Annotated in this window: 22 protein-coding genes and 1 pseudogene; 7 read left to right on the top strand and 16 right to left on the bottom strand. The window is 68.6% G+C overall.

Annotated elements, in window-relative coordinates; all coding sequences use genetic code 11:
- Positions 1-48 precede the first annotated feature (48 nt).
- Positions 49-1,230 (bottom strand): DNA topoisomerase IB, encoded by a 1,182-nt coding sequence (locus EZ313_RS06025; protein ID WP_135262287.1) that lies wholly within the window; start codon positions 1,228-1,230, stop codon positions 49-51.
- Between the two features lie 148 nt (positions 1,231-1,378).
- On the opposite strand from EZ313_RS06025, the pseudogene EZ313_RS06020 reads away from it, so the two are divergent.
- The 3 genes and pseudogenes from EZ313_RS06020 to EZ313_RS06015 all read left to right on the top strand — a co-directional run.
- A pseudogene (locus tag EZ313_RS06020) lies at positions 1,379-2,380 on the top strand (PAS domain-containing sensor histidine kinase); the annotation flags it as partial.
- 57 nt (positions 2,381-2,437) lie between these two features.
- Complete coding sequence (locus EZ313_RS23860; protein WP_476748473.1) at positions 2,438-2,884, top strand: sensor histidine kinase; 447 nt, start codon at positions 2,438-2,440, stop codon at positions 2,882-2,884.
- Positions 2,885-3,022: 138 nt separating this feature from the next.
- On the top strand, positions 3,023-4,630 hold the full coding sequence (locus tag EZ313_RS06015) for a 4-hydroxyphenylacetate 3-hydroxylase family protein (protein WP_135262285.1): 1,608 nt from the start codon (positions 3,023-3,025) through the stop codon (positions 4,628-4,630).
- 12 nt (positions 4,631-4,642) lie between these two features.
- Here the strand turns inward: EZ313_RS06015 and EZ313_RS06010 are convergent, their stop codons facing one another.
- Positions 4,643-4,927 (bottom strand): DUF2917 domain-containing protein, encoded by a 285-nt coding sequence (locus tag EZ313_RS06010; protein ID WP_135262284.1) that lies wholly within the window; start codon positions 4,925-4,927, stop codon positions 4,643-4,645.
- Positions 4,928-5,005: 78 nt separating this feature from the next.
- On the opposite strand from EZ313_RS06010, the gene EZ313_RS06005 reads away from it, so the two are divergent.
- Both EZ313_RS06005 and EZ313_RS06000 read left to right on the top strand, forming a co-directional pair.
- Positions 5,006-5,980, top strand: coding sequence for a LysR substrate-binding domain-containing protein (locus tag EZ313_RS06005; protein ID WP_135262283.1), 975 nt, complete (start codon positions 5,006-5,008; stop codon positions 5,978-5,980).
- On the top strand, positions 5,980-6,408 hold the full coding sequence (locus EZ313_RS06000) for an SRPBCC family protein (RefSeq protein ID WP_135262282.1): 429 nt from the start codon (positions 5,980-5,982) through the stop codon (positions 6,406-6,408). The genes EZ313_RS06005 and EZ313_RS06000 overlap by 1 nt, the downstream gene beginning before the upstream one ends.
- Here the strand turns inward: EZ313_RS06000 and EZ313_RS05995 are convergent.
- The 9 genes from EZ313_RS05995 to paaA form a co-directional block, all read right to left on the bottom strand.
- Entirely contained in the window at positions 6,368-7,534 is a 1,167-nt protein-coding gene (locus tag EZ313_RS05995) for a PAS domain-containing sensor histidine kinase (protein ID WP_135262281.1), read from the bottom strand. The two genes, EZ313_RS06000 and EZ313_RS05995, sit on opposite strands and share 41 nt — an antisense overlap.
- A 32-nt stretch (positions 7,535-7,566) precedes the next feature.
- Positions 7,567-8,637: an RNA methyltransferase gene (locus EZ313_RS05990; protein ID WP_135262280.1), complete on the bottom strand. Its 1,071-nt coding sequence runs from the start codon at positions 8,635-8,637 to the stop codon at positions 7,567-7,569.
- Between the two features lie 173 nt (positions 8,638-8,810).
- On the bottom strand, positions 8,811-10,859 hold the full coding sequence (paaZ, locus tag EZ313_RS05985; RefSeq protein ID WP_135262279.1) for a phenylacetic acid degradation bifunctional protein PaaZ: 2,049 nt from the start codon (positions 10,857-10,859) through the stop codon (positions 8,811-8,813).
- Positions 10,856-11,569: a TetR/AcrR family transcriptional regulator gene (locus EZ313_RS05980; RefSeq protein ID WP_135262278.1), complete on the bottom strand. Its 714-nt coding sequence runs from the start codon at positions 11,567-11,569 to the stop codon at positions 10,856-10,858. The genes paaZ and EZ313_RS05980 overlap by 4 nt, the downstream gene beginning before the upstream one ends.
- An 11-nt stretch (positions 11,570-11,580) precedes the next feature.
- Entirely contained in the window at positions 11,581-12,669 is a 1,089-nt protein-coding gene (paaE, locus tag EZ313_RS05975; RefSeq protein WP_135262277.1) for a 1,2-phenylacetyl-CoA epoxidase subunit PaaE, read from the bottom strand.
- Entirely contained in the window at positions 12,666-13,172 is a 507-nt protein-coding gene (gene paaD / locus EZ313_RS05970) for a 1,2-phenylacetyl-CoA epoxidase subunit PaaD (protein WP_135262276.1), read from the bottom strand. Before paaD ends, paaE begins: the two co-directional genes overlap by 4 nt.
- Positions 13,172-13,948, bottom strand: a complete 777-nt coding sequence (gene paaC, locus EZ313_RS05965; RefSeq protein WP_135262275.1) for a 1,2-phenylacetyl-CoA epoxidase subunit PaaC — start codon at positions 13,946-13,948, stop codon at positions 13,172-13,174. Before paaC ends, paaD begins: the two co-directional genes overlap by 1 nt.
- Before the next feature lie 8 nt (positions 13,949-13,956).
- The gene (gene paaB / locus EZ313_RS05960; protein WP_135262274.1) at positions 13,957-14,256 is read right to left on the bottom strand and encodes a 1,2-phenylacetyl-CoA epoxidase subunit PaaB; all 300 of its coding nucleotides are present in this window, start codon (positions 14,254-14,256) and stop codon (positions 13,957-13,959) included.
- The gene (paaA, locus tag EZ313_RS05955) at positions 14,253-15,260 is read right to left on the bottom strand and encodes a 1,2-phenylacetyl-CoA epoxidase subunit PaaA (protein ID WP_135262273.1); all 1,008 of its coding nucleotides are present in this window, start codon (positions 15,258-15,260) and stop codon (positions 14,253-14,255) included. Before paaA ends, paaB begins: the two co-directional genes overlap by 4 nt.
- 262 nt (positions 15,261-15,522) lie before the next feature.
- On the opposite strand from paaA, the gene glgP reads away from it, so the two are divergent.
- Positions 15,523-17,199 carry an alpha-glucan family phosphorylase gene (gene glgP, locus EZ313_RS05950; RefSeq protein WP_135262272.1) on the top strand — a complete coding sequence of 559 codons (1,677 nt, stop codon included), beginning with the start codon at positions 15,523-15,525 and terminating at the stop codon, positions 17,197-17,199.
- Positions 17,200-17,222: 23 nt separating this feature from the next.
- On the opposite strand, the gene EZ313_RS05945 is transcribed toward glgP, so the two are convergent.
- From EZ313_RS05945 to EZ313_RS05930, 4 genes are all read right to left on the bottom strand, one after another.
- Complete coding sequence (locus EZ313_RS05945) at positions 17,223-17,726, bottom strand: hypothetical protein (protein WP_135262271.1); 504 nt, start codon at positions 17,724-17,726, stop codon at positions 17,223-17,225.
- A gap of 92 nt (positions 17,727-17,818) precedes the next feature.
- Positions 17,819-18,247 carry a VOC family protein gene (locus tag EZ313_RS05940; protein WP_135262270.1) on the bottom strand — a complete coding sequence of 143 codons (429 nt, stop codon included), beginning with the start codon at positions 18,245-18,247 and terminating at the stop codon, positions 17,819-17,821.
- A 31-nt stretch (positions 18,248-18,278) separates the two neighbouring features.
- Positions 18,279-18,725: an SRPBCC family protein gene (locus tag EZ313_RS05935; protein ID WP_135262269.1), complete on the bottom strand. Its 447-nt coding sequence runs from the start codon at positions 18,723-18,725 to the stop codon at positions 18,279-18,281.
- Positions 18,726-18,845: 120 nt separating this feature from the next.
- A complete protein-coding gene (locus EZ313_RS05930; protein WP_135262268.1) occupies positions 18,846-19,349 on the bottom strand; it encodes an Lrp/AsnC family transcriptional regulator in 504 nt (167 codons plus the stop codon).
- Between the two features lie 181 nt (positions 19,350-19,530).
- Between EZ313_RS05930 and EZ313_RS05925 the strand changes: the two genes are divergently transcribed.
- The gene (locus EZ313_RS05925) at positions 19,531-23,115 is read left to right on the top strand and encodes an indolepyruvate ferredoxin oxidoreductase family protein (RefSeq protein ID WP_135262267.1); all 3,585 of its coding nucleotides are present in this window, start codon (positions 19,531-19,533) and stop codon (positions 23,113-23,115) included.
- 13 nt (positions 23,116-23,128) lie between these two features.
- Here the strand turns inward: EZ313_RS05925 and EZ313_RS05920 are convergent, their stop codons facing one another.
- Positions 23,129-24,187 carry a GlxA family transcriptional regulator gene (locus EZ313_RS05920; RefSeq protein WP_135262266.1) on the bottom strand — a complete coding sequence of 353 codons (1,059 nt, stop codon included), beginning with the start codon at positions 24,185-24,187 and terminating at the stop codon, positions 23,129-23,131.
- Between the last annotated feature and the right edge of the window lie 12 nt (positions 24,188-24,199).

The following is a 24,199-nucleotide window of genomic DNA, read 5'->3' as shown; positions in this document are numbered from 1 at the left end:
TGGTGACGGCGCGAAACGGCGGCGCGTGGTCATCAGCATGTCATCGTTTCAGTGCGCGGTTTCGGCCGCAACGCGGCGGGTCTTTCGCGGACGCGCCTGCTTCTTCTTTTTCTCGTTGAGCGCAACCAGGCTCCTGCCGAGCTGCCCTTCCAGCGTGCGCTCGAGCCGGCTCTGCAGCAGCGCCAGCACGGCCGACTCTTCAGGGCGCAGTGCCGCCTGGTCGCGCAGCTCCCGTTCGGCGCGCCGCTCGATCTCCAGCAACAGCTCGCCTTCGGCATAGGCCGCGAACACCTCGGGATGCACGTAGCACTTGCGGCATATCGCCGGGGTGTTGCCCAGCCGTGCCGCGACGCGCTCGACCGCAGTGCGAACGTTCTTCTTCATCGCGGCCTGGGTGTCCACCCGTTCCACTTCCTGCAGGGCCAGGGCGGCCATGACGGTGCCGGCCCAGGTGCGGAAGTCCTTGGCCGTGATGTCGCGGCCCGTGATCTCGCGAAGGTAGGCGTTGACGTCCGAGGAGGTCACCTCGCGCAGCTCGCCTTCGTCGTCGTGGTACTGGAACAGGCGCTGGCCCGGCAGTTCCTGGCAGGCCCGCACCACCTTGGCGACCCGCCGGTTCTGCACCTGCAGGCGCCACGTCTTGCCGCTCTTGCCCTTGAACTCGAAGCGGAGCTGGCCGCCTTCGATCGACACGTGCTTGTCGCGCAGCGTGGTCAGCCCATAGCTCTTGTTGTCGCGCGCGTAGTCGTCGTTGCCGACGCGGATCAGCGTGGTTTCCAGCAGGTGCACCACGGTCGCGAGCACCTTCTCGCGCGGCAGGCCGCGCAGGCCCATGTGCCCGGCCACGCGTTCGCGCAACGCGGGCAGCGCCCGGGCGAACTCGAGCATGTGCTCGTACTTGGTCTCCTCGCGGACCTCGCGGAAACGCGGGTGGTAGCGGTACTGCTTGCGGCCGCGGGCATCGCGGCCGGTGGCCTGCAGGTGGCCGTCGGCGGATGGGCAGATCCACACCTCGGTCCAGGCCGGAGGGATGGCCAGCTTGCGGATGCGTTGGAGCGTCTGCTCGTCGCGCACCTCGGAGCCGTTCGGCCGCAGGTAGGTGAAGCCGTCGCGCACTGCTTCGCGTCGCAGGCCGGGCTCCTCATCCGTGACATACGCAAGCCCGGCCGAGCGCGCCGCCTCGACCGGGTCGACGGCGGGGGCGGTCTCGTCGATGCGCTCTTCCTTCATGGCTGTCCTGCGAGCGTGCATGCTCGCCGTGCGCAAGCTGATGAGGCGTAGGACGGCGGCGTCGCTTGAACCGGGGCGAAGCCGACAAATCTGCGGTAGAGCTCAGCCATTCACATCCGCGCCGCATAATCCGGTCGTTCACGCGTCAATGGATTTGAACGAAACCAACCCCTCTTCGGCTTCCATCGACCAGCGGCTGCAGCTGCTGGTCGAGGCCGTGGTCGACTACGGCATCTTCCTGCTCGACCCGGACGGCCGGATCGTCTCCTGGAACAGCGGCGCCCAGAAGCTCAAGGGCTGGACGCGCGAGGAGATCCTCGGCCGTCACTTCTCCATCTTCTACCCGCCTGACGCGGTGGCGCGCGGCTGGCCCGACGAGGAGCTGCGCCGCGCGATCGCCGGAGGGCGCTTCGAGGACGAGGGCTGGCGCGTGCGCAAGGACGGCACCCGCTTCTGGGCCAACGTGGTGATCACGGCGCTGCACGACCCCACGACGGGCGAGCTGGCCGGCTTCGCCAAGGTGACGCGCGACCTGACCGAGCGGCGCCGCCATGAAGAGGAGCTCACCGCCAGCGAGGAGCGCCTGCGGCTGCTGGTCGACAGCATCTCGGACCACGCGGTCTTCATGCTCGACGCCGAAGGCCGAATCCAGAGCTGGAACCGCGGGGCCGAATTGATCAACGGCTACACCGGCAGCGAGATCGTCGGCAAGCACTTCAGCGTGTTCTTTTCGCTCGAAGACCGGCGCGCCGGCAAGCCCGCCCGCGAGCTGGAGCAGGCTCGCAACCACGGCGTGTTCGAGGACGAGGGCTGGCGCATCCGCAAGGACGGCAGCCGCTTCTGGGGCAAGGTGGTGGTGCGGACGGTTTATGGCCGCGATGGCGAGCTGGTGGGCTTCGCCAAGGTGACGCAGGACCTCTCCCTGCAGCGGCGACTGGAGGAGATGGAGCAATCCACCCAGCGCACCAACGAATTCCTGGCGATGCTGGCGCACGAATTGCGCAACCCGCTGGCGCCGATCCGCAACGCCGTGACGATCCTGCAGAAGATCGACGCGCAGGTGCCCGAGCAGGTGCGCAAGCTGCGCGACATCATCGACCGGCAGGCGGCGCAGCTCACGCGGCTGGTCGACGACCTGCTCGACGTCTCGCGCCTGGCCACGGGGAAGATCAAGCTGCGGCACGAACTGGTCGACATCGGCGACGTCGTGGCGCGCAGCATCGAGACGGCCCGGCCGCTGATCGAGGCGCGCCGCCACCAGCTGGAGCAGGTGGGCCCCTCCGAGCACCTGCTGGTCGACGGCGATTCCACGCGCCTCGCGCAGGTGCTCCAGAACCTGCTGGTCAACGCCGCCAAGTACACGCCCGAGGGCGGCCAGATCAGCGTGAGCGCCCGGCGCACCGGCAATGCCGTCGAAGTGGCCGTGCAGGACAACGGACGCGGCATCGCGCCGCACGAGCTCGATCGCATCTTCGAGCTGTTCGCACAGGGCGACGGCGACCACGCCGGGGACAGCGGCCTGGGCGTCGGGCTCGCGCTGGCGCGCGCGCTGGTGCAGATGCACGGCGGCAGCATGAAGGCGCAAAGCGAAGGGCCGGGGCGGGGATCGACGTTCAGTTTCCGGTTGCCGCTGGCTCCGGTGTCCGCGCACTAGTCTTGCTTGCCCCCTCCTCCGGGAGAGGGCTGGCGTGAGGGCACGCACAGGCGCTGGCTCTTGCTCGAAGCTCATTGGGCCCCCGCCTTCGCTGCAGGCGGTGCTTAAATGACGCCCAAGCTTCCAGGAGCGTGCGCCATGAACATCTCCGACACCGCCCCCACCCAGGCCCCGCTGATGAGCGGCGACGACTACCGCGAATCGCTGCGGCGCCTCAAGCCCACCGTGTACGTCGACGGCCGCCTGGTGGAGAGCGTGGCGGACGATCCCGCGCTGCAGCCCGGCGTGAACGCCTTGGCCTACACGTACGACTTCGCGCGCAATGCGGACTACGCGCCGGTCGCGCTGGCCACGCAGGCTTCGCGCAACCGCGTGGTCAACCGCATGCTGCACGTCAACGATTCGGCGGGCGACCTGCTGAACAAGCTGGAAGCGGTGCGGCTGCTGTGCCAGGAGACGGGCTGCGCGCAGCGCTACCTCGCGCACGACGCGCTCAATGCGCTGGCACAGGTCACCGCGCACATCGACGACGCGCGCGTCGGCAACGAGCACCGCTCGCGTTTCCAGGCCTACCTGGAGCGCTTCCAGGACGAGGACCTGACGCTGGGCATCGCGATGACGGACGCCAAGGGCGACCGCAGCAAGCGACCGCACCAGCAGGCCAATCCCGACACCTACGTGCACGTGGTCGAGCGCAATGCCAGGGGCATCGTGATCAGCGGCACCAAGGCCATCGTCACCGGCGCGCCCTACATGCACGAGTTCCTGGTCATGCCCAGCCGCAACATGACCGAGGCCGACCGCGACTTCGCCGTCTGCTGCGCGGTCCCGGTCGACGCCAACGGCATCACCATCGTCTCGCGCCCCGCGGGCCGGCCGGGCGAGAAGCTGGAACATGGCAGCGCCCACTTCTCGCGCCGGTACGGGCAATCGACGGCGGTCGTCGTGTTCGATCGCGTCTTCGTGCCCTGGGAGCGCGTCTTCTACGAAGGCGAATGGGAGCACAGCCAGGTGCTCACCTACAGCTACGCCACGCACCACCGCCACAGCTGCATCGCGGCGCGCGCGGGCTTCGGCGACCTGCTGATCGGCGCCGGCGCGCTCATGTGCGAGGCCAACGGCTTCGACCCCGGCGAGAAGTCCAACCTGCGCGAGCCCATGGTCGAGCTGATCAAGATCACCGAAGGCTTCTTCGCCTGCGGCGTCGCGGCCAGCGTGTACGGCACGCAGGACCCGCACAGCGGCTCGTTCATGCCCGAGCCGGTGTTCGCCAACATCGGCAAGCTGCTGCTGGCCACGCAGATCTACGACATGCACCGGCTGGCGCACGAGGTCTCGGGCGGCCTGATCGTGGCCCTGCCCGGCCCGGACGAGGACCACAACCCGGCGACCGGCGCAACGCTGACCGAGGTGTTGCGCGCGAATCCTTCCGTGCCGTACGACAAACGGATCGAGGTGGCGCGTTTCCTCGAGGACCTCACCGCGTCCTACCAGGGCGGCTGGTATTCGCTGATCAGCCTGCATGGCGGCGGTTCGCCCGCGGCGATGAAGCAGGAGATCTGGCGCAACTATCCGGTGGGCAACAAGGTCGACCTCGTCGAGCGCCTGCTCGAACGCGGCGTGCTCGCGCAGGAAGGCCGCGCGATCACGAAGAACCGGCAGCCCGGGCGCTGCTGCGACACGGGCTGCACCACGCCGGGCCAGCCGGTGATGGTGCCGCTGCCGGCCCCGCGCAAGCCGGACTAGCCGGCCGCGTCCTCACGCGGCCTGCAGTGCGGGACGCAGCCAGACGGATCCGCGCGCTTCGACGGGGACGCGCGACGGCATCACCTCGAGCACCGCGTCTTCCAGCGCATACGCCAGCACCCGGCGTGCACCGTCCAGGCTGATCCGCTCGCCCGCTTCGAGCACGATGTCGCGCGGGTCGTGGTCCAGCGTGAGCCACAGGCTGCCGGACGAGCAGCCGACCTGCAGTTCGCCTCGCGGCAGTTCGAGCAGGGTCCGCCGCAGCATCGCGAACCGTCCGGGATTGTCGATCTTCATGTTCACCTCGCATGCAACTCGCGGATGAATATACTGACCGGGTCCTCTCAACACCAATGGTGATTCGGCATGACTCGCATGCAGGTAGCGAATGTCAAAGCTCCGGCTCCCGGCCCGCGGGCCGAGCCGCGGTCGCGCCAGCTTCGGCTCGACCTGCTGCACACGTTCGAGGCCGCGGCGCGGCACCTGAGCTTCACCCGAGCGGGCGAGGAACTGGCGCTTTCGCAGCCCGCCGTCACGCGCCAGGTGCAGCAGCTGGAGCAGTCCCTGGGCACGCCGCTGTTCGAGCGGCGCCACCGTTCGCTGGCCCTCACTGACGCCGGCCGCGTCATGCAGCGCGCGGTGAACGACAGCCTGGAGCGGCTGCGCGACGCCGCGGCGCGGGTGCGCGCCGCCTCGCCTTCGCGGCAGGTGGCGATCACCTGCACGCCGGGCTTCGCCTCGTTCTGGCTGATCCCCCGCCTTTCGCGCTTCACCGCCGCGCATCCGGAGGTCGATGTGCGCATCTCCGCCACGCTCAACATCGTGGACCTGGACCGCGGAAACGTGGACCTGGCGGTGCGCTTCGTCCCGATCGCCGCCGGACGCGGTCCGCGGCTGTTCGAAGAGGCCGTGCAGCCGATGTGCGCGCCGTCCCTGCTGCGCGACCGCAAGCGGCCGCTGAAGACGCCGGCCGACCTGCGGCACCACACGCTGCTGGCGCTGGACCTGAAGGACGCACCGCTCACGGTGGACTGGGAGCCCTGGCTGCAGCTGATGGGCATGGAAGACGTGCACATGGCGCACACCATGCGTTTCAGCGTCTACGTGGATGCAGTCGCGGCCGCCGTGGCCGGCCACGGCATCGTCATCGGTCGCCTGCCGCTGCTGGCCGACATGGTGCGCGAAGGCAAGCTGGTTGCGCCCTTCCGCACGCCCGCGGCGTCCCAGCGCGGCTACTTCATCACCCAGGCGCCGCAGGCTGCCCGCAACCCCGATGCGCAGGCGTTCATCGCCTGGCTCCAGGCCGAAGCCGCTGCAAGCGCCACCCACCCCGACGAAAGGAGAACCTGATGGCTTCGATCTGCAAACGATTCGATGTGGCCGCTTCGCCCGACGAGGCGTGGCAGGCCGTCGCCGACTTCGGCGCGCTGCACACGCGGCTCGTTCCCGGCTTCGTCACCGCGTGCAGCCTGGAAGAAGGCGGAGCGCTGCGGCTGGTCACCTTCGCCAACGGGATGCAGGTGCGCGAGCGGCTGGTCACGCGCGACGACGCGGCGCGGCGGCTGGTCTACAGGACCGAGGGCGGCCGCACGAGCCACTACAACGCCGCGGTCGAGGTCCTTGAGCGCGCCGGCGGCGGCAGCCGCATGGTGTGGACGGTGGACCTGCTGCCCGACGAACTCGCGCCCGCGGTCGAAGGGATGATGGGCATGGGCGTGAAGGCGATGGAGAAGGCCCTCACGGCTCAGCCCGGGGCAACGCCGGCAGGGCAAGCGTGAATTCGCTTCCGGCGCCGAGCCCCTCGCTGTGCACGCTGATGCTGCCGCCGTGCATCTGCGCGAACCGTCGCACCAGCGCGAGCCCGATGCCCAGTCCACCGTCCGCATAGCCGCGGGCGGTTTCCGCCTGCGCGAACGGTTCGAAGACCAGGGGCAGCATGTCCCCGGCGATGCCGATGCCGTTGTCCTGCACGCGGATCACGACTTCGCCTTCCCCGCGTTCGATGCGGACGGAGATCCGGCCGCCTTCATAGGTGTACTTGGCGGCGTTGCTCAGGAGGTTGGTGAGCATCTGCTCGACACGCACGCCGTCGGCGTGGAGGCGGATCGGTTCTTCACCGAGGTCCAGGTGGACCTGGTGCCGGCGCCGCTCCATCAGCGAACGGGTCGCCTCCAGCGCGCTCTTCACGATCGGAAGCAGCTCCACCTCTTCGCGGCGCAGCAGCACTTTTCCGCTCGTGATGCGCGCCATGTCCAGCAGGTCGTCGACCAGCCGCGTCATGTGCCTGACCTGGCGTTCGATGATGGACAGCGAACTGCGCGCAAGCTCGTCGTCCTGGGCGGGACATACTTTTCTCAAGACATGTATGGCGGTGGCCATCGGGGCGAGAGGGTTCCTGAGTTCATGGCTCAGCGTCGCCAGGAACTCGTCCTTCCTGCGGTTGGCGCGGCGCAGCTCCTCCTCGATCGTCTTGCGCGACGTCACGTCGATGACGTAGACAACGAACTGCTCGGGCTGGTCCAGCAGCGTGGTGAACGCGATCTGCACCGGCACGCGCACGCCGTCGCTGTGCCGCTCGTATTCTTTCTCGTAGGGCACGCAGGAACCCTTGCGGTTGGCCTCGGCGATGGCCATCTCGTCGACGGGCAGGAACTCGGGCGGCGTCAGGCGCGCCCACCAGACCCGTCCGGCCTGCAGTTCCTCGCGCGTGTGCCCCAGGATGCGCAGGTACTCGTCGTTGGCCTGCAGGACCTGGCCGTTGGAATGCGTCACGCCGACGCCCATGATGTTGGAGTCCAGCAGGCGCTGGAAGCGGGCCTCGCTCGCCAGGAGCTTGCGCGCATCCACCTTTGCTTCGACGGGACCGCGGGTGGGGCTGGGGGGATGCTGCATGTCGGCTGTCATCGTGGGTCTGCTTCAGCCGGCGGCCCGCAGCCTCAACTGGGATGGAGGCGGCGATTGTTGGAGAGGGCCGGTGCAGGACGAAGGACTTCCGTAACCGGAACCGCCACTTTCCCGCGTGCCCGCAGCTGACCGCATCCGCCCTCCACGTCCTGCCCGGCCGAGCGGCGCAGCTTGGTGAGCACGCCGCGGCGGTGGAGCTGCCGCGCCAGATCGGCCGCTTTCTCCCATGCGGGCCGGCGGTACGGGAGGCCATCCACGGTGTTGTACGGGATCATGTTCAGCACAGCGTAACGCCCGTGCAGCAGTCGCACGATGCCCTCGATCTCCTCGGCCGTGTCGTTCACGCCGTCGAGCAGCGTCCACTGCACCTGCAGCGGATAGCCGGTGGATCGCGCGTAGTGGTCGCCCGCCTCGACCAGGTCGGCCGGCGAGATGCGCGGCGCACGCGGCAGCAGCTCGGCCCGCAGGTCCTCGCGCGTGGTGTGGAGCGAGAGGGCCAGCGCCGGCTTCACCGGGCCGCGCGGCAGCCGCTCGAACACGCGCTCATCGCCCACGGTCGAGAACACCAGCGACTTGTGGCCGATGTTGCCGACCGTGCCGAGAAAGTCGATCGCATCCATCACATGGGCCAGGTTGTGCGCGGGCTCGCCCATGCCCATGAAGACGACCTTGCGCACCGGCCGCAGCGTGCGCGCGAGCGCGGCCTGGGCCACGATCTCGGCACTGCCGATCTGGCGCAGCAGGCCTTCGCGTCCCGTCATGCAGAAGCGGCAGCCCACCGCGCAGCCGACCTGCGTCGACACGCACAGCCCGCCGCGCGGCAGCAGCACGCTCTCGCAGGTCTGGCCGTCGGCGAGGCGCACGAGCAGGCGCACGGAACCGTCTTCGCCGGGGTGCTGCGAGACCAGCGTGGCGAGCCCGTCGAGTTCGCTGGTGACCGCCGGCAGCGCGTCGCGCAGCGACTTGGGCAGGAAGCTCTCGATCGCGCGCGGGCCGCTGTCCTGCGGCAGGCCGTGCGACCACAGGCGCAGCACCCGGCGCTCGTGCGCGGGGCCGGCGCCGGCGGCGCGCAGGCGTTGGTGGATGTCGCTGAGTGAATTCATGGCGGGCACAGCAGAGGAACAGCCGTACGCAGAAAGCGCAGAGGGAACGCGGAAAACGCAGAAACAGCAATGGATTTCATCAGCACCTTCTGCGCTTTCTGCGCCATCTCTGCGTTTTCTGCGTACGCCTGTCCGCTTTTCTATCGGCTTGAACTGCTCTCGATCGAAGAGTCTCAGTTGCGCTTGGCCACCAGCGTCAGGATGTCGTAGCTCGCCACCAGCTCGCCTTCCTGGTTGGTCACTTCCACGTCCCAGGCCACCACGCCCTGCCCCACGCCCTTGGCGTCCTTCTTGCGCTTGTCGATCTTGCGCTTGGCGGTCAGGCGCGCCTGGATCGTGTCGCCGATGCCGACGGGCTTGATGAAGCGCAGCGTGTCCAGCCCGTAGTTGGCCAGCACGGGGCCCGGCGCGGGCGAGACGAACAGGCCGGCCGCCGCCGACAGCACGAAGTAGCCGTGCGCGATGCGCTTGCCGAACGGGCTGTCCCTGGCCGCGAGTTCGTCGAAGTGCATGTAGAAGAAATCGCCCGACAGGCCGCCGAACGCGACGATGTCGGCTTCGGTGACGGTGCGCCGGTGCGTCAGCAGCGAGTCGCCGATCTGCAGGTCCTCGAAGTGGCGGCGGAAGGGATGCACTTCGCTCTCGCGCACCTTGGCGCCGCGCACGTGCTCGCGTGTCACGGCCGAGAGCATGGTCGGCGAGCCCTGCACCGCCGCGCGTTGCAGGTAGTGCTTGACGGCGCGCAGGCCGCCCAGCTCCTCCCCGCCGCCGGCGCGTCCCGGGCCGCCGTGCTTGAGCAGCGGCAGCGGCGAGCCGTGGCCGGTGGACTCGGCCGCGGCTTCACGGTCCAGCACGAGGATGCGTCCGTGCGTGGCCGCCGCGGCCGGCACGAAGCGGGCCGCCGTCGCCGGATCGCGCGTCACGAGCGTGCCCACCAGGCTGCCCTTGCCCTTGGCCGCGAGCACCAGTGCTTCGTCCAGGTCCTCGTACGGCATCAAGGTGCTGACCGGCCCGAAGGCCTCGATGTCGTGCACGCTGTCGTCGCCGGCCGCGTTCTTCGCCAGCAGCAGCGTCGGCGCGAAGAACGCGCCCTCGGCCACGCCGTCGCCGCGCGGGGCGAAGCCGTCCTGCTCGCCGAAGACCAGCTCGGCGTTCTTCATCAGCGCCTTGACGCGCTCGGCCACGTCAACCCGCTGGTCGAGCGATGCCAGTGCACCCATGCGCACGTCCTCCAGCGCCGGATCGCCCACCACCACTTTGGCGAGCCGGGCACGCAGGCGCCTGGCGACTTCATCGACATGCTTGCGCGGCACGATGGCGCGGCGGATCGCGGTGCATTTCTGGCCCGCCTTGACCGTCATCTCGCGCACCACTTCCTTGACGAAGAGGTCGAACTCCTCGTCCTCGGGCGTGACATCGGGTGCGAGCACCGCCATGTTCAGCGAGTCGGCCTCGGCGTTGAAGGCGACCGAGTGGCGAACGATGTTGGGATGAACGCGCAGCTTGGCAGCCGTGTCGGCCGAGCCGGTGAAGGTGACGACGTCCGCGCCGTCCAGCTGGTCGAGCAGGTCGCCGGTGGAGCCGATCACCAGCTGCAGGCTGCCCTCGGGCAGCAGGCCGGATTCGACCATCAGCCGCACGGCCTTCTCGGTGAGGTAGCTGGTCGAGGTAGCGGGCTTGCCGATGCAGGGCACGCCGGCCAGGAAGCTGGGCGCGAATTTCTCGAGCAGGCCCCACACCGGGAAGTTGAACGCATTGATGTGGACCGCGAGGCCGCCACGCGGCACCAGGATGTGCGTGCCCGCGAAAGCGCCCTTCTTGCCCAGCGGAATGGCCGGGCCTTCATGCACCAGGTTGCCCGAGGGCAGCTCGTTGGCGCCGACCCCGGCATAGGCGAACAAGGTGCCGCTGCCGCCTTCGATGTCGATCCAGCCGTCGGTGCGCGTCGCGCCGGTGTGGGCGGACACGGCGTACAGCTCCTCCTTGCGCTCGGCGAGGAACTTGGCAAGGGCCTTCAGGCGTTCGGCACGTTCCTGGAAATCGAGCTTGAGCAGGTTGGGCACGCCGACCTTGCGCGCGTGCCGCACCGCCTCGGCGAAGTCCAGCTTGTCCGCATGCGTGCTGGCGACCGGCTTGCCGTTGACGGCGCTGCGCAGCGTCTGCGCCGCCTCGCGGCCGACCCAGCGGCCGGCGACGTAGCTTTGGAGGATGGGGGTGGTCATGGGATCTCCTTGTCTTGCTCCCTCTCCCGCGTGCGGGAGAGGGTTGGGGTGAGGGTGCGGCGGCGCTCGCCCTCATCCCCCGCCTTCTCCCGCGAGCGGGAGAAGGAGCCTTCGGGCTGCTTCACGGCGCCCAGCCCACCCAGGAACAGATCCGAAACGATCGGCGCCATCGCCGCATGGTCCAGCGCGCCGTCGGGCTTCATCCAGGTGAACATCCAGTTGACCATGCCGAACAGCAGCATGGTCAGGGGCTTGGCCAGGGCGGCCTGCTGCAGGTCGGGCCGCACGGCGGAGACCGCTTTCGCGAAAGCCGAGACGACCTCGCGTTCGCGGTCGAGGATGCGGCGGCGGTCGGCGGGTTCGAGGAAGCGCACCTCGCTGGTCAGCACCCAGTGCTCGTCCTGCGCATCCGCGTATTCCTCCACCAGCCGCGCGATCAGCGTGCGCAGTTTGGCTTCGGCCGTGCCGCGGCCCTCGGCCGATTCAGACGCGATCCGCTGCAGCCGCTCCACGTGCGTGTCGGCGATCGAGAACAGCAGGGCGTACTTGTCGCGGTAGTAGTGGTAGAGCGTAGCCTTGGAAAGTCCGCAGGCGTCGGCCACCTGGTTCATCGACGTGGCGGAGTAGCCCTGCGTCGCGAACAGCCGCGCCGCGCTGGCCAGGATCGCCTCGCGCTGGTCGTCGTATCCGGCGTGGCGGCCGCGGCCCATGAGGTGTGCCTTCAGCGTTCGTCGAACGACAGCACCACGCGCTCGGTGGTCGGGTGCGCCTGGCAGGTCAGGATGAAGCCGGCTGCGACTTCCTTCTTGTCGAGAGCGAAGTTGCGCTCCATGCGCACCTGGCCTTCCACCAGCTTGGCGCGGCAGGTGCCGCACACGCCGGACGTGCAGGAGAACGGCACTTCCATGCCGGCGGCCGAAGCCGCATCGAGGATGCTGGGCTGGTCGCGGCTGAAGGTGATCTCCCGCTGCAGGCCGTCGCGGATGATGACCACCTTGGCCTGCTCGGCGTCGTCGGGGCTGGCCTGGTGCATCACGGCGCCCACCGAGCCGGCGGCGGGCAGCGGCACGCCGAAGCGCTCGATGTGGATGCGGTCCTCGGGCACGCCCGCGGCCAGCAGCGCCGCCTCGGCCTCGTCGTTCATCTGGAACGGGCCGCAGACGAAGACGTGGTCGATACGGTCGGCCGGCACCACGCTGCGCAGGAAGTCGCCGATCTTCTCGCGGTTCATGACGCCCATGTTGAGCGGCGCGTCCGTGTGCTCGTCGGAAAACACGTGGTGCAGCACCAGTCGCGTCATGTAGCGGTCCTTCAGGTCCTCGATCTCCTCCTTGAACATCGTGGACTTCAGGCTGCGGTTGCCGTAGATCAGCGTGAAGCGGCTCTTCGGCTCGCGCGCCAGCACCGTCTTCATGATCGAGAGGATCGGCGTGATGCCGCTGCCGCCCGCGATGCCCAGGTGGTGGCGCTGCGCCTCGCGCTCGATCGGCACGAAGAAGCGGCCCTGAGGCGCCATCACGCTGATGGTATCGCCGGGCTTGAGCTGCTCGTTGATCCAGTTGGAGAACACCCCGCCGCGCACCTTGCGCACGCCGACGCGCAGCTCGCCGTCGTCCACGCCGGCGCAGATCGAATACGAGCGGCGCAGGTCCTGCCCGTCGATGTCCTTGCGCAGCGTGAGGTACTGGCCCTGGGTGAAGCCGAACACCGGCTGCAGGTCGTCGGGCACCTCGAAGGCGACCACCACCGCTTCCGTGGTGTCGGGCGTGATGGAGCGGACCCTGAGGTCGTGGAACAGCGGGGTGTTCATATCGGCTTGAAATGCTCGAACGGCTCGCGGCAGGAAAGGCAGCGGTACAGCGCCTTGCACGCCGTCGAGCCGAAGGCGGCCAGTTTTTCGGTGTGCGCGCTGCCGCAGTGCGGACAGGCGATGCCGGGCTCGCGGCGGAAGATGCGGATCGGCACGCCCTCGTCCGGCATGGTAGGCCCGGGCGGTGCGATGCCGTACTCGCGCAGCTTGCGGCGGCCCTCGTCGCTGATCCAGTCGGTGGTCCAGGCCGGCGCGCGGCGCAGCGTGGCGCGCGCGGGGCCCAGGCCTTCGGCCTGCAGGGCGCCCAGCACGTTCTGCTCGATCACCTCCGTGGCGGGGCAGCCGGAATACGTGGGCGTGAGCACCACCTCCAGTTCCGCGCCGTGGTCGATGACGTCGCGCACGATGCCCAGGTCGCGCACCGACAGCGCGGGCACCTCGGGGTCGAGCACCGTGTCCAGCACTTCCCACGCGCGCCGGACGCGTTCCGCGGTTGCGGCCATCACCAGACGCCGCCCGGGTAGGCGCGCTGTAGGTACTGCATCTCCGCCAGGATGTAGCCCATGTGCTCGCTGTGCTGGCCGCGCTTGCCGGCCGACACGAACTTCGAGGGCGCCGGCGCCTCCAGCCGCGCCTGCTCGAGGACGACCGCCATGTCGGCTTTCCATCCGTCCTGCAGCTCGCTCCAGCGGGGACCCAGGCCCGTCCTTGCGGCGTGCTCGTCGACTTCGTCGTCCGCGAACAGCTCGGCCGAGTAGCGCCACAGCTGGTCGACGGCGGCCAGCATCCGCCGGCGCGATTCGTCCGTGCCCTGCCCCAGGCGCACCACCCAGTCGGCGGAATGCTGGAGGTGGTAGCGCGATTCCTTGGCGGCCTTCGCGGCGATGGCGGCGAGTTCCGCATCGGACGATTCCTTCAGGTGCTGCCACAGCTGCTTGAGGAACGCCGCCATCATGGTGTTGCGCAGCACCGTCACCGCGAAGTCGCCGCGCGGCAGCTCCACCAGCGTGACGTTGCGGAAGTCGCGCTCCTCGCGCAGGAAGGCGAGCTGGTCCTCGTCGAGGTTCTGGCCTTCGAGCGAGCCCGCATAGGTGAGCAGCGCGCGGGCCTGCCCGACGAGGTCGAGCGCCATGTTGGCGAGCGCGATGTCCTCCTCGAGCACGGGAGCGTGGCCGGTCCACTCGGCCAGGCGCTGGCCGAGCACGAGGGCCGTGTCGCCGATGCGCAGCAGGTACTGCACGGCGGGCGCCTGGCTGACGGAGACGGATGCGGCGGACATGGCGGCGCTCACATGTGGTCCACGGCGCCGGGCAGCTTGTAGAAGGTGGGGTGCCGGTACACCTTGTCCTCCATCGGGTCGAAGAACATGTCCTTGTCGCCCGGGTCGCTGGCCACGATGTGGTCGGAGCGAACCACCCACACGCTGTTGCCTTCCTGGCGCCGCGTGTAGACGTCGCGCGCCATCTGGATGGCCATCTTCGCGTCGGCCGCGTGCAGGCTGCCGCAGTGCTTGTGGTCGAGGCCGGACTTGCTGCGGACGAAGACTTCCCACAGCGGCCATTCGGCCTTCGCGTTCTGCTCGCTCATGCGGCCTCCTTGATCGGCTCCTGCTTCGCCGCATACGCCAGCGCCGCATCGCGCACCCAGGCGCCGTCATCCCACGCCTTCACCCGCGCGGCCAGCCGGTCCTTGTTGCACGGCCCGTTGCCGTTGATCACGTTCCAGAACTCGTCCCAGTCGATCGGGCCGAAGTCGTAGTGCTGGCGTTCCTCGTTCCACTTCAGGTGCGGGTCGGGCGGCGCGACGCCGAGCACCTTGGCCTGCTCCACCGCGGCGTCGACGAAGCGCTGCCGCAGTTCGTCGTTGGAAACGCGCTTGATGCCCCAGCGCATCGACTGCGCCGAGTTGGGCGACTGGTCATCCGGCGGGCCGAACATCATGATCGAGGGCCACCACCAGCGGTTCACGGCGTCCTGCACCATGGCCTTCTGCGCCTCGGTGCCCTTCTCCATCATCGTCAGCAGCGACTCGAAGCCCTGGCGCTGGTGGAAGCTCTCCTCGCGGCAGATGCGGATCATGGCGCGCGCGTACGGCCCGTACGAGCAGCGGCAGATCGGCACCTGGTTCATGATGGCCGCGCCGTCCACCAGCCAGCCGACCACGCCCACGTCGGCCCAGGTGAGCGTCGGGTAGTTGAAGATGGAGCTGTACTTGGCCTTGCCGGTGTGCAGCGCGTCCAGCATCTGGTCGCGGCTGGTGCCCAGCGTCTCGGCGGCGGAGTAGAGGTACAGGCCGTGGCCGCCCTCGTCCTGCACCTTGGCCAGCAGGATGGCCTTGCGCTTGAGCGACGGCGCGCGCGTGATCCAGTTCCCCTCGGGCAGCATGCCCACGATCTCCGAATGCGCGTGCTGGCTGATCTGCCGCACCAGCGTCTTGCGGTAGTGGTCCGGCATCCAGTCCTTGGGCTCGATGAAGTCGCCGGCGTCGATGCGCTCGTCGAAGCGCTCCTGCAGCCGCATCTCGTCGGTGGAACGCAGCGCCTTGCCAGCCGCTTCGTCCTTGCCCATGGTGTCCATCGCTTGCGTGTACATGCCGTCTCCTGAGAGGGGTGGCCGGGCTTTAACCGACCGATCGGTCGATAATAGGTGAAGCCCGCGGGTGAGGCAAGCCCAACAACAGCGAAGCGAAGAACCTCGCACTGCCGGGCAAAAAAATCCGCCGCGTCGCAGCGCGGCCTTGGCCGGCAGGGCTGCGTGCTATGTTCCCGCGCCCGAGCTACCCCGGTAACTCGAAAAAGATCAATGGGCGTACGGCCCCGGAACCCGCGGCCGGCCCCGCGCGGAGGAACACGCAATGGACACCGAACTTCTCCTTCCCCGAGTCGCCTACTTCTCGATGGAGATGGCGCTCGAGCCCGGCATGGGCACGTACAGCGGCGGCCTGGGCGTGCTGGCCGGCGACCACATGCGCAGCGCCGCGGACCTGGCGATGCCGATCGTCGGCGTGACCATGCTCAGCCGCCAGGGCTATTTCCGCCAGACCATCGAAGCCGGCGCCCAGGTCGAGCACGACGCCACCTGGGACCCGTCGCAATACGCCAGGCGCCTGCCCGCGAAGGTGCGCGTCACCATCCGCGGCCGCGAGGTGTGGGTCGGCGGGTGGAAGCACATGGTGGGCAGCCATTGCGAGGACTCCAAGGCCGTGCCGGTGATCCTGCTCGACACCGACCTGCCGGAGAACGATGCGGAGGACCGCAAGCTCACGTCGGTGCTGTACGGCGGCGACGAGACCTATCGCCTCTGCCAGGAGATCGTGCTGGGCATCGGCGGCGTGCGCATGCTGGCGGCGCTGGGTTACCAGATCCAGAAGTACCACATGAACGAGGGCCACGCCGCCCTGCTCACGCTGGAGCTGCTGCGCGAGCGCGTGGCCGCGGGCGAATCGCGCGACAAGGCGGTGATGGGCGTGCAGGCGCACTGCGTCTTCACCACCCACACGCCCGTGCCCGCCGGCCACGACCAGTTCGACTACCCGCTGGCCACTGCCTGCCTGGGCCCGATCGTCAAGGACCTGAACCTGCCCGAGCTGGCCGGCAAGGAGCGCCTGAACATGACGCACCTGGCGCTGCGGCTGTCCAACTGGGTGAACGGCGTGGCCAAGCGGCACGCGGAAGTCTCCCGCACCATGTTCCCCGGCTACCAGGTGCACGCGATCACCAACGGCATCCATCCCTGGACCTGGGCGTCGGACGCGCACCGCAAGCTGTTCGACCAGCACGTGCCGCACTGGTGCCACGAGCCGGAACTGCTGCTGCACGCCGAGCGCATCCCGGCCGGTGAACTGACAGCCGCGCACCGCGAGGCCAAGCAGGCGCTGATCGGGCTGCTGCAGCGCTCGGGCGGCAAGCGGCTCGAGACCGACCGCTTCACCATCGGCTTCGCCCGCCGCATGACGGACTACAAGCGCCCCTCGCTGCTGTTCAGCGACATGGAGCGCCTGCTGGCGATCGCGAAGAAGTACCCGATCCAGGTCGCGCTGGCCGGCAAGGCCCACCCGCGCGACGAACTGGGCAAGCGCCACATCGCGCGCCTGCACGAGTGGGCGAAGGAACTGGGCGACCGGATCCCGATCGTGTTCGTGCCGAACTACGGCGTGGAAGCGGGCCGGCTGCTCGTCTCCGGCGTGGACCTGTGGCTGAACACGCCCCAGCGGCCGCTGGAGGCGTCGGGCACCAGCGGCATGAAGGCCGCCCTGAACGGCGTCCCCAGCCTGAGCATCCTGGATGGCTGGTGGCTGGAAGGGTGCGAGGAAGGCATCACCGGCTGGGCGATCGGCGAGGACGGACCGCATGACGACGCGCTCGATTCGAAGGCGCTGTACGACAAGCTGGAGAAAGTGGTGCTGCCGCTGTACTACGAGAACCCGGAGGGGTGGCTGGCGGTGATGCGGGGGGCGATCACGAAGAACGGGGCGTTCTTCAACAGCCATCGCATGGTGCGCAGGTACATGCTGGAGGCGTACTCGCGCTGAACGCATTGCTCCGGGCGTTCGACCTATCGCTCGTCGGTTCGCAACAGAGTTGCACGGCATTTGTCGAGCTGCTCCTTCGTACGATCCGTTCCCAGAGCCTCGGCCGGGACGCGCGTCCAGAGCAGGGGCGGAATGTCAGCGAAGCCTTCATGCTCCACCAGCAGGCGCGATCCGTGGGCGCGGACCAGCATGCCCCGGATCTTGCCTTTCTCCGAGTAACGCCTGTCGTGAGCCTCCCCACCCGTACGGGGGAGTTGCATCGGAGCTTCAGGACCGAGCTTCTTGACCAGAAGCAGGTCGGGTTGAACGATCAAGCCCGTGCTGCACGACAGCGATATCCAGTGAAACACGGAATGCAGCGGCTTCGCGCGCAGCTCTGCGGACAGCTTCTCGGTCGCGTCGGCATCGAATAGCCAGCTTCCATCAAGATCGACTCCCTTGCCTGGCTGCGCGCACCCGATGCCCACCGACGCGAGAACGACGGACGCAAATATGGCGATGCAGCGGACTTTCCCGGTTTGATCCATTCGACTCCCTCCAGCGGCTCACGGGTACTCATTCGCGGAGAAAGCTAGCTGAGGACCGGGCGATGCGACAAGTATCCGGAGGAGACGCTCGCCTAGAAAGTGACACGCACCGAAGGCGCGCTGCGAGTCGCCTCACCGTGGAACACGGCTTCGATGTTGTTGCCGTCCGGGTCGAGCACGAAGGCGGCGTAGTAGCTCGGGTGGTAGGGCCGCAATCCGGGCGCGCCGTTGTCCTTGCCGCCGTGGGCCAGCGCGGCCGCGTGGAAAGCGTCGACCATTGCGCGGTCTTGCGCCTGGAAAGCCAGGTGATGGCGCCCCGTCAGCGCACCTTGCGACGCGGGGCTCTCCGGCGTGGACACCACCATCTCGTCCGCCCAGAAGAATCCATCGCCCTCACCCCCGATGGGGATCTTCAGGACGTCGAAGACCGCTGCGTAGAACCTGCGCGAGGCGGACAGGTCCCGCACGACGAGCTGGACGTGGTCGATGAGACGTCCGCGATGCAGTTCGTGGAGTTCCATGTTGTGCTCCTTGGCGTGCGCGAGCCCTCGATCACTCCGGAATCTCGGGCTCGACGAGCCTGGCCAGCTGTTCGAGCGACTCCTGCCATCCGAGATAGCACATCTCCGCGGGAATGGCTTCCGGAATCCCCTCCTGGACGATGCTCAGCTCGGTTCCGCACGAAACCTGGCGCAATGCAACCGTCGTGAGCATCTCGCCGGGCAGGTTCGGATCCTCGAACCGGTCCGAGTACTGGAGGCGTTCATGGGGCACCAGCTCGCGGTACACCCCGCCGAACGCGTGGGTCGTTCCCTTCGAGAAGTTCGTGAAGGACATCCTGTATGTGCCGCCGACCCGCGCATCGAGCTGGTGAACCTTGCAGGTGAATCCGTACGGGGGAAGCCACTTGGCCATCGCGTCCGCGTCGAGGAAGGCACGGTAGAGGCGCTCCGGACTGGAACGAAGGACCCGGTGAAGACGGACAGTGCCTGTAGCCATGATGAGACATCCTTTCGCTGGTGGGAAAGCGGTGCGGAACCGCGGAATGGTTTCACTTCACTTCCTACGACGGTCTGCCATGCGCCGGATCGACAACGGCGCGCGCGTCCTGACCGCCGGTTACGCCCTCGACCGGCGTGCGGCCTCTTTTTTCCCGGCCGCCTCCAGCGGCAATCTCGTCTCCGACTTCACCTCCTTCAACACGACGCTCGACCGCACGTGTGTCACACCGGGCAACCTGAACAGCGTCTCGTGCAGGAAGCTCTCGTAGCGCTTGATGTCCGGCACCAGCACCTTGATCACGTAGTCGGCTTGTCCGGTCGTCGCGTAGCAGCTCACGATGCTCGGCTCCGCCGCGACCCGCTCCTCGAACCGCCGCACGTCGTCTTCGTTGTGGCGGGTGAGGTTCACCTCGGCCAGCACGCACAGAGAGAGCCCCACCTTCTCGCGGTCCACAAGCGCCGTGTAGCCGCGGATGATCCCGGCGGACTCCATCTCCTTCACGCGCTTCCAGCAGGGCGTGCTGGACAGGCCCGCGGCCGAGGCGAGTTGCTGGACGGTCTGGCGGGCGTCGCGCTGCAGTTCGGACAGCAGCAGCACGTCGTGGCGGTCGAGATCGCTCATTCCTGAAATCCTGCTGGATGGAGAACAGGATTCTCCTCCAGACGCTCGTCCCGGGGAGAAGAGAAGCCTTTTTCTCGGTTGCGCGCCTATGCTCTTCCGATCTGCCCGCCGGAACGCAAGCCCTGGATTTCCGCCTTCGCGGGAATGACGACGCGGCCACGGAAGAGACAGGAGACAGGCGATGGAGACCACCACAGCACCCTGGACGAGCACCCTCGCCCGCCCCGAATACAAGCTCAGCGACAGCTTGTGGGCGCGCAGCGGCGCGATCTTCCTGACCGGCACGCAGGCCCTGGTGCGGCTGATGCTGATGCAGCGGCAGCGCGATGCCGCTGCCGGGATGAACACGCAAGGCTTCATCAGCGGCTACCGCGGCTCGCCGCTGGGCATGGTCGACCAGGCCGTGTGGAAGGCAGGCAAGAAGTTCGAGGAAGCGGGTTTGCGGTTCCTGCCCGCGATCAACGAGGAGCTCGGCGCGACCGCGGTGCTGGGCACACAGCGCGTCGAGGCCGATCCGGAGCGGACCTGCGACGGCGTGTTCGCGCTCTGGTACGGCAAGGGCCCGGGCGTGGATCGCGCGGGCGACGCGCTCAAGCACGGCAACGCGTACGGCGCGTCGCCGCATGGCGGCGTCTTGATGGTGGCGGGCGACGACCACGGCTGCGTGTCGTCGTCCATGCCGCACCAGAGCGACCAGGCCTTCCAGTCCTGGCATGCGCCGATCGTCTCGCCCGCTTCGGTGGCCGAGTACCTGGAGTTCGGCCTTTATGGCTGGCAACTCTCCCGCTTCTCGGGCAACTGGGTGGGATTCACCGCGCTGTCGGAGGTGGTGGAGAGCGCCTCGACGGTGGACCTGGACCTGGTCAACGCCCGCGTCGCCGCCTGGCAGGACGGGGACACGGTGCGCCAGCTCACCGGCTACCAGCCGCCGCCGGGCGGACTGCACTACCGCTGGCCCGACCTGCCGTCGCTCGTCATCGAGCAGCGGCTGCACGCCAAGCTGGATGCGGTGCGTGCCTTCTCGCGCATCAACAGCATCGACCGCCACATCGTCGAAAGCGGGCATGCGACCGTCGGCATCGTCACCGCCGGCAAGGCGCACTACGACTTCATGGAGGTGCTGCGCCGGCTGGACATCTCGCCGGAGACGCTCGCGCAGCACGGCGTGCGCATCTACAAGCTGGGCCTGACCTATCCGATCGAGCCGACCCGCATGCGCGAGTTCGTGCGCGGGCTCAAGGAGGTGCTGGTCATCGAGGAGAAGGCCCCGGTGGTGGAGGAGCAGCTGCGCTCCATGTTCTACAACGCTGCCGACCGGCCGGTGATCGTGGGCAAGACCGATGCGCAGGGCCGGCCTTTCGTCTCCGCCCTCGGCGAGCTGCGGCCTTCGCGCCTGATCGAGATCATCGCCAACTGGCTCGTGGCCCACTACCCCGACCTGGACCGGCGGCACCTGGTGCGCGACTTCACGCTGCCCGAACTGCTCTCGAACGAGAGCGACACCGTCAAGCGCCTGCCCTACTTCTGCGCCGGCTGCCCTCACAACACGAGCACCAAGGTGCCCGAAGGCTCGCACGCGCAGGCCGGCATCGGCTGCCATTTCATGGCCAGCTGGATGGACCGCGACACCGAAGGCCTGATCCAGATGGGCGGCGAAGGCGTGGACTGGGTATCGCACGCCATGTTCACCAAGGTACCGCACGTGTTCCAGAACCTGGGCGACGGCACCTACTACCACTCGGGCTACCTCGCGATCCGGCAGGCGGTGGCCGCGCGCGCGACGCTCACCTACAAGATCCTGTTCAACGACGCGGTGGCGATGACGGGTGGGCAGCCCGTGGACGGCATCATCAGCGTCGACGGCATCGCGCGGCAGGTGGAGGCGGAAGGCGTCAAGCAGGTGGTGGTGCTGTCGGACGACATCGGCAAGTACGACGCGATCCGCAACCGCTTCCCCGCCGGCACCGAGTTCCACGACCGCGACCAGCTCGATGCCGTGCAGCGGCGCCTGCGCGAGATGCCCGGCGTCACGGTGCTGATCTATGAGCAGACCTGCGCCGCCGAGAAGCGCCGCCGGCGCAAGAAGGGCGAGCTGGTCGATCCGGCGCGGCGCGTGTTCATCAACGACCGCGTGTGCGAAGGCTGCGGGGACTGCAGCGTGCAGAGCAACTGCGTGGCGGTGCTTCCGCTCGAGACACCGCTGGGCCGCAAGCGCAAGATCGACCAGAGCAGCTGCAACAAGGACTACTCGTGCGTGAAGGGCTTCTGCCCGAGCTTCGTGGGCGTCGTGGGCGGAAACGTCAAGAAGCGCGCGGGTGCGCTGCGCAACGGGTCCGCGGATTTCCACCGTCACGTTGACGCCCTCCCCCACCCCGCCCCCCACACCTGGACCGCCCCGTACGACCTCCTCGTGACCGGCGTCGGCGGCACCGGCGTCGTGACGGTGGGCGCGCTGATCACCATGGCCGCGCATCTGGAAGGCAAGAGCGCCAGCGTGCTGGACTTCATGGGCTTCGCGCAGAAAGGCGGCTCCGTGCTCAGCTTCGTGCGCGTGGCGGACCGGCCTTCGCGGCTGAACCAGGTGCGCATCGACACGCAGCAGGCCGACGCGATCCTCGCGTGCGACCTGGTGGTGGGCGCCTCGCCCGATTCGCTGGCCACCGTGCGGCATGGCCGCACACGCATCCTGGCCAACACGCATGAAGTGCCGGTGGCCGAGAGCCTGCGCAATCCCGACGCCAGCCTGAAGGTGCCGGCGCTGCTGGAGAAGTTGCGCTTCGCGGCCGGCGAAGACCGCGTCGAGACGCTGGATGCGCAGGCGCTGGCCGAAGCTTTCCTGGGCGATTCCATCGTCTCCAACATCCTGGCCCTGGGGTATGCATGGCAGCGCGGGCTGGTGCCGGTGGGCGTCGACGCGCTGATGCGCGCGATCGAACTCAACGGCGTCGGCGTGGACAACAACAAGCTGGCCTTCTCGCTCGGCCGCCTCGCCGCCGCCGACCCGCAGGCCGTCGCCGCGCTGCTGCGCGAGCCGCAGGCGCAGCCGCTGCCCGCGCACGACACCTTGGATGCCATCGTGACGCGCGGCGTCAAGCATCTTTCCGGCTACCAGAGCCCCGCCTATGCGCGCCGCTACGCCGACTTCGTCGCGAAGGTTCGCACGCTCGAGGCTTCACTGGGCGCCGATCCTTCGCTGCCCTTCGCGCGCGCCGTCGCGCAATCGCTGTTCAAGCTGATGGCCTACAAGGACGAGTACGAGGTCGCGCGCCTGTACACCGACGGCGAGTTCCTGAAGGCGCTGCATCAGCAGTTCGAAGGCGACCCGTCGCTGGAGTTCTACATGGCCCCGCCGCTCCTCAGCCGCGCGAAGCACGGGGAGCGCCCGCGCAAGATCCGGCTGGGCGGCTGGATGCTCCCGGCGATGAGGCTGCTGGCCCACGGCCGCCGCGTGCGCGGCACCCCGCTGGACGTCTTCGGCTACACGCAGGAGCGGCGCATGGAACGATCTCTGATCGCGGACTACACGCGGCGCATCGAGTCGCTGCTGCCCGCGCTCGCGCCGGAGCGGCTGAACATCGCCACCGAGATCGCGCTGCTGCCGCTGTCGATGCGCGGCTTCGGCCCCGTCAAGCAGGCCAACGTGGCTGCCGCACGGCTGCGCGAAGCGGAACTGCTGCACCGCTTCGATCCGAAGACGTATCCGAAGCCGCAGCAGCCGGCGCAAGCCGGGCAGATCCGGGGGATCCGAGTGACGGCCGCGGCGTGAGCCGCACCGCCGCTCAGCAGTAGGCGGGTTCTGCGGACGGGGTCGCCAGCTCGCGCAGCTGCTGGCTCAGCGGGCCGAAGCGGCGGCGGTAGGCGGACGGGCTCAGCGCGACCTTGCGCCGGAACAGGCGATTGAAAAAGCTCGCGTCCTGGTACCCGACCTCGGTGGCGATCGCCTCGATCGGCAGCTCGGTGGTCTCCAGCAGCTGCTTGGATTCCTCCAGGCGCAGCATGTGGACGTACTCCAGCGGGCTCATGCCCGTGGCTTCGGTGAACCGGCGCTTGAAAGTGCGCTCGGGCAGCCCCGACATGGCCACCAGCCGCGCCACCGGCGAGTCGCTGCGGTAGTTGAGCGCGGCCCACACTTGGCATCTTTCGACCACCGGGTCCGCAGCCCGCGCGCCGCGCGTGAGCGATGCGTACGCGATCGCGCTGACATCGCTGCTGCCCAGGAGATTCACGCGTGCGACCTGCATCGCCTCCTGCGGCGAGGCGAACCGCGCGATCAGCGCCAGCGCCAGCATGTACCACGCCGTGCCGCTGCCGGCCATCATCAGCCGGCGGTCCTGGCCGGTCACCACCAGCATGCGTTCGGGATTCCAGCGCGTGCGCGGGAAGTCGCGGGCGAGCAGGTCGCAGTAGGCCCAGTGCGAGGTGGCCTCCTGGCCATCGAGCAGGCCGGTGCTCGCGAGCAGCATGGCCCCGGAACAGGCCGAGCACAGCGTCGCACCGGAATTCCACGCCTGCAGGAGCCAGTCGATCTCGGGCTTGTAACGCTCGGCCAGGTGCAGGCCGGGCTCCTCCATCAGGTCTGTGATGCACACGATGTCGGGCCGCGTACAGCGCTCGAAGCTGGTGTCCGGCGTGACGACCACGCCGTTCATCGCGGTGAAGGGCGACCCGTCTCGCGTGACCACCAGGGGCTCGAACGGTGACTCGGCCGGAGCTCCTCCGTGAAGGATCTGCCAGTCGCGCCGGGTGCTCGCCAGCAGGTCCACGAACCCGTACAGGGTGCCGGCCGAAGCGGCCGGCGTGCCGAGCAAGGCAACTGTCGAGCGACGGGCTTTTGGCATGTTTGACCTGCT

Origin of the sequence: Ramlibacter henchirensis (genome assembly GCF_004682015.1) — a bacterium.
In the GTDB taxonomy this organism is placed as follows: Bacteria; Pseudomonadota; Gammaproteobacteria; order Burkholderiales; family Burkholderiaceae_C; genus Ramlibacter; species Ramlibacter henchirensis.
The sequence above is the reverse complement of the archived record's forward strand: the minus strand, read 5'-3'. Positions and strand labels throughout refer to the sequence as shown.

Excerpts from the sequence above, each read along its gene's own strand:
- EZ313_RS06025 (WP_135262287.1), bottom strand. The coding sequence starts at position 1,230 with ATGAAGGAAGAGCGCATCGACGAGACCGCCCCCGCCGTCGACCCGGTC.
- EZ313_RS06015 (WP_135262285.1), top strand. The coding sequence starts at position 3,023 with ATGAACATCTCCGACACCGCCCCCACCCAGGCCCCGCTGATGAGCGGC.
- EZ313_RS06010 (WP_135262284.1), bottom strand. The coding sequence starts at position 4,927 with ATGAAGATCGACAATCCCGGACGGTTCGCGATGCTGCGGCGGACCCTG.
- EZ313_RS06005 (WP_135262283.1), top strand. The coding sequence starts at position 5,006 with ATGCAGGTAGCGAATGTCAAAGCTCCGGCTCCCGGCCCGCGGGCCGAG.
- EZ313_RS06000 (WP_135262282.1), top strand. The coding sequence starts at position 5,980 with ATGGCTTCGATCTGCAAACGATTCGATGTGGCCGCTTCGCCCGACGAG.
- EZ313_RS05995 (WP_135262281.1), bottom strand. The coding sequence starts at position 7,534 with ATGACAGCCGACATGCAGCATCCCCCCAGCCCCACCCGCGGTCCCGTC.
- EZ313_RS05990 (WP_135262280.1), bottom strand. The coding sequence starts at position 8,637 with ATGAATTCACTCAGCGACATCCACCAACGCCTGCGCGCCGCCGGCGCC.
- paaZ (WP_135262279.1), bottom strand. The coding sequence starts at position 10,859 with ATGACCACCCCCATCCTCCAAAGCTACGTCGCCGGCCGCTGGGTCGGC.
- EZ313_RS05980 (WP_135262278.1), bottom strand. The coding sequence starts at position 11,569 with ATGGGCCGCGGCCGCCACGCCGGATACGACGACCAGCGCGAGGCGATC.
- paaE (WP_135262277.1), bottom strand. The coding sequence starts at position 12,669 with ATGAACACCCCGCTGTTCCACGACCTCAGGGTCCGCTCCATCACGCCC.
- paaD (WP_135262276.1), bottom strand. The coding sequence starts at position 13,172 with ATGGCCGCAACCGCGGAACGCGTCCGGCGCGCGTGGGAAGTGCTGGAC.
- paaC (WP_135262275.1), bottom strand. The coding sequence starts at position 13,948 with ATGTCCGCCGCATCCGTCTCCGTCAGCCAGGCGCCCGCCGTGCAGTAC.
- paaB (WP_135262274.1), bottom strand. The coding sequence starts at position 14,256 with ATGAGCGAGCAGAACGCGAAGGCCGAATGGCCGCTGTGGGAAGTCTTC.
- paaA (WP_135262273.1), bottom strand. The coding sequence starts at position 15,260 with ATGTACACGCAAGCGATGGACACCATGGGCAAGGACGAAGCGGCTGGC.
- glgP (WP_135262272.1), top strand. The coding sequence starts at position 15,523 with ATGGACACCGAACTTCTCCTTCCCCGAGTCGCCTACTTCTCGATGGAG.
- EZ313_RS05945 (WP_135262271.1), bottom strand. The coding sequence starts at position 17,726 with ATGGATCAAACCGGGAAAGTCCGCTGCATCGCCATATTTGCGTCCGTC.
- EZ313_RS05940 (WP_135262270.1), bottom strand. The coding sequence starts at position 18,247 with ATGGAACTCCACGAACTGCATCGCGGACGTCTCATCGACCACGTCCAG.
- EZ313_RS05935 (WP_135262269.1), bottom strand. The coding sequence starts at position 18,725 with ATGGCTACAGGCACTGTCCGTCTTCACCGGGTCCTTCGTTCCAGTCCG.
- EZ313_RS05930 (WP_135262268.1), bottom strand. The coding sequence starts at position 19,349 with ATGAGCGATCTCGACCGCCACGACGTGCTGCTGCTGTCCGAACTGCAG.
- EZ313_RS05925 (WP_135262267.1), top strand. The coding sequence starts at position 19,531 with ATGGAGACCACCACAGCACCCTGGACGAGCACCCTCGCCCGCCCCGAA.
- EZ313_RS05920 (WP_135262266.1), bottom strand. The coding sequence starts at position 24,187 with ATGCCAAAAGCCCGTCGCTCGACAGTTGCCTTGCTCGGCACGCCGGCC.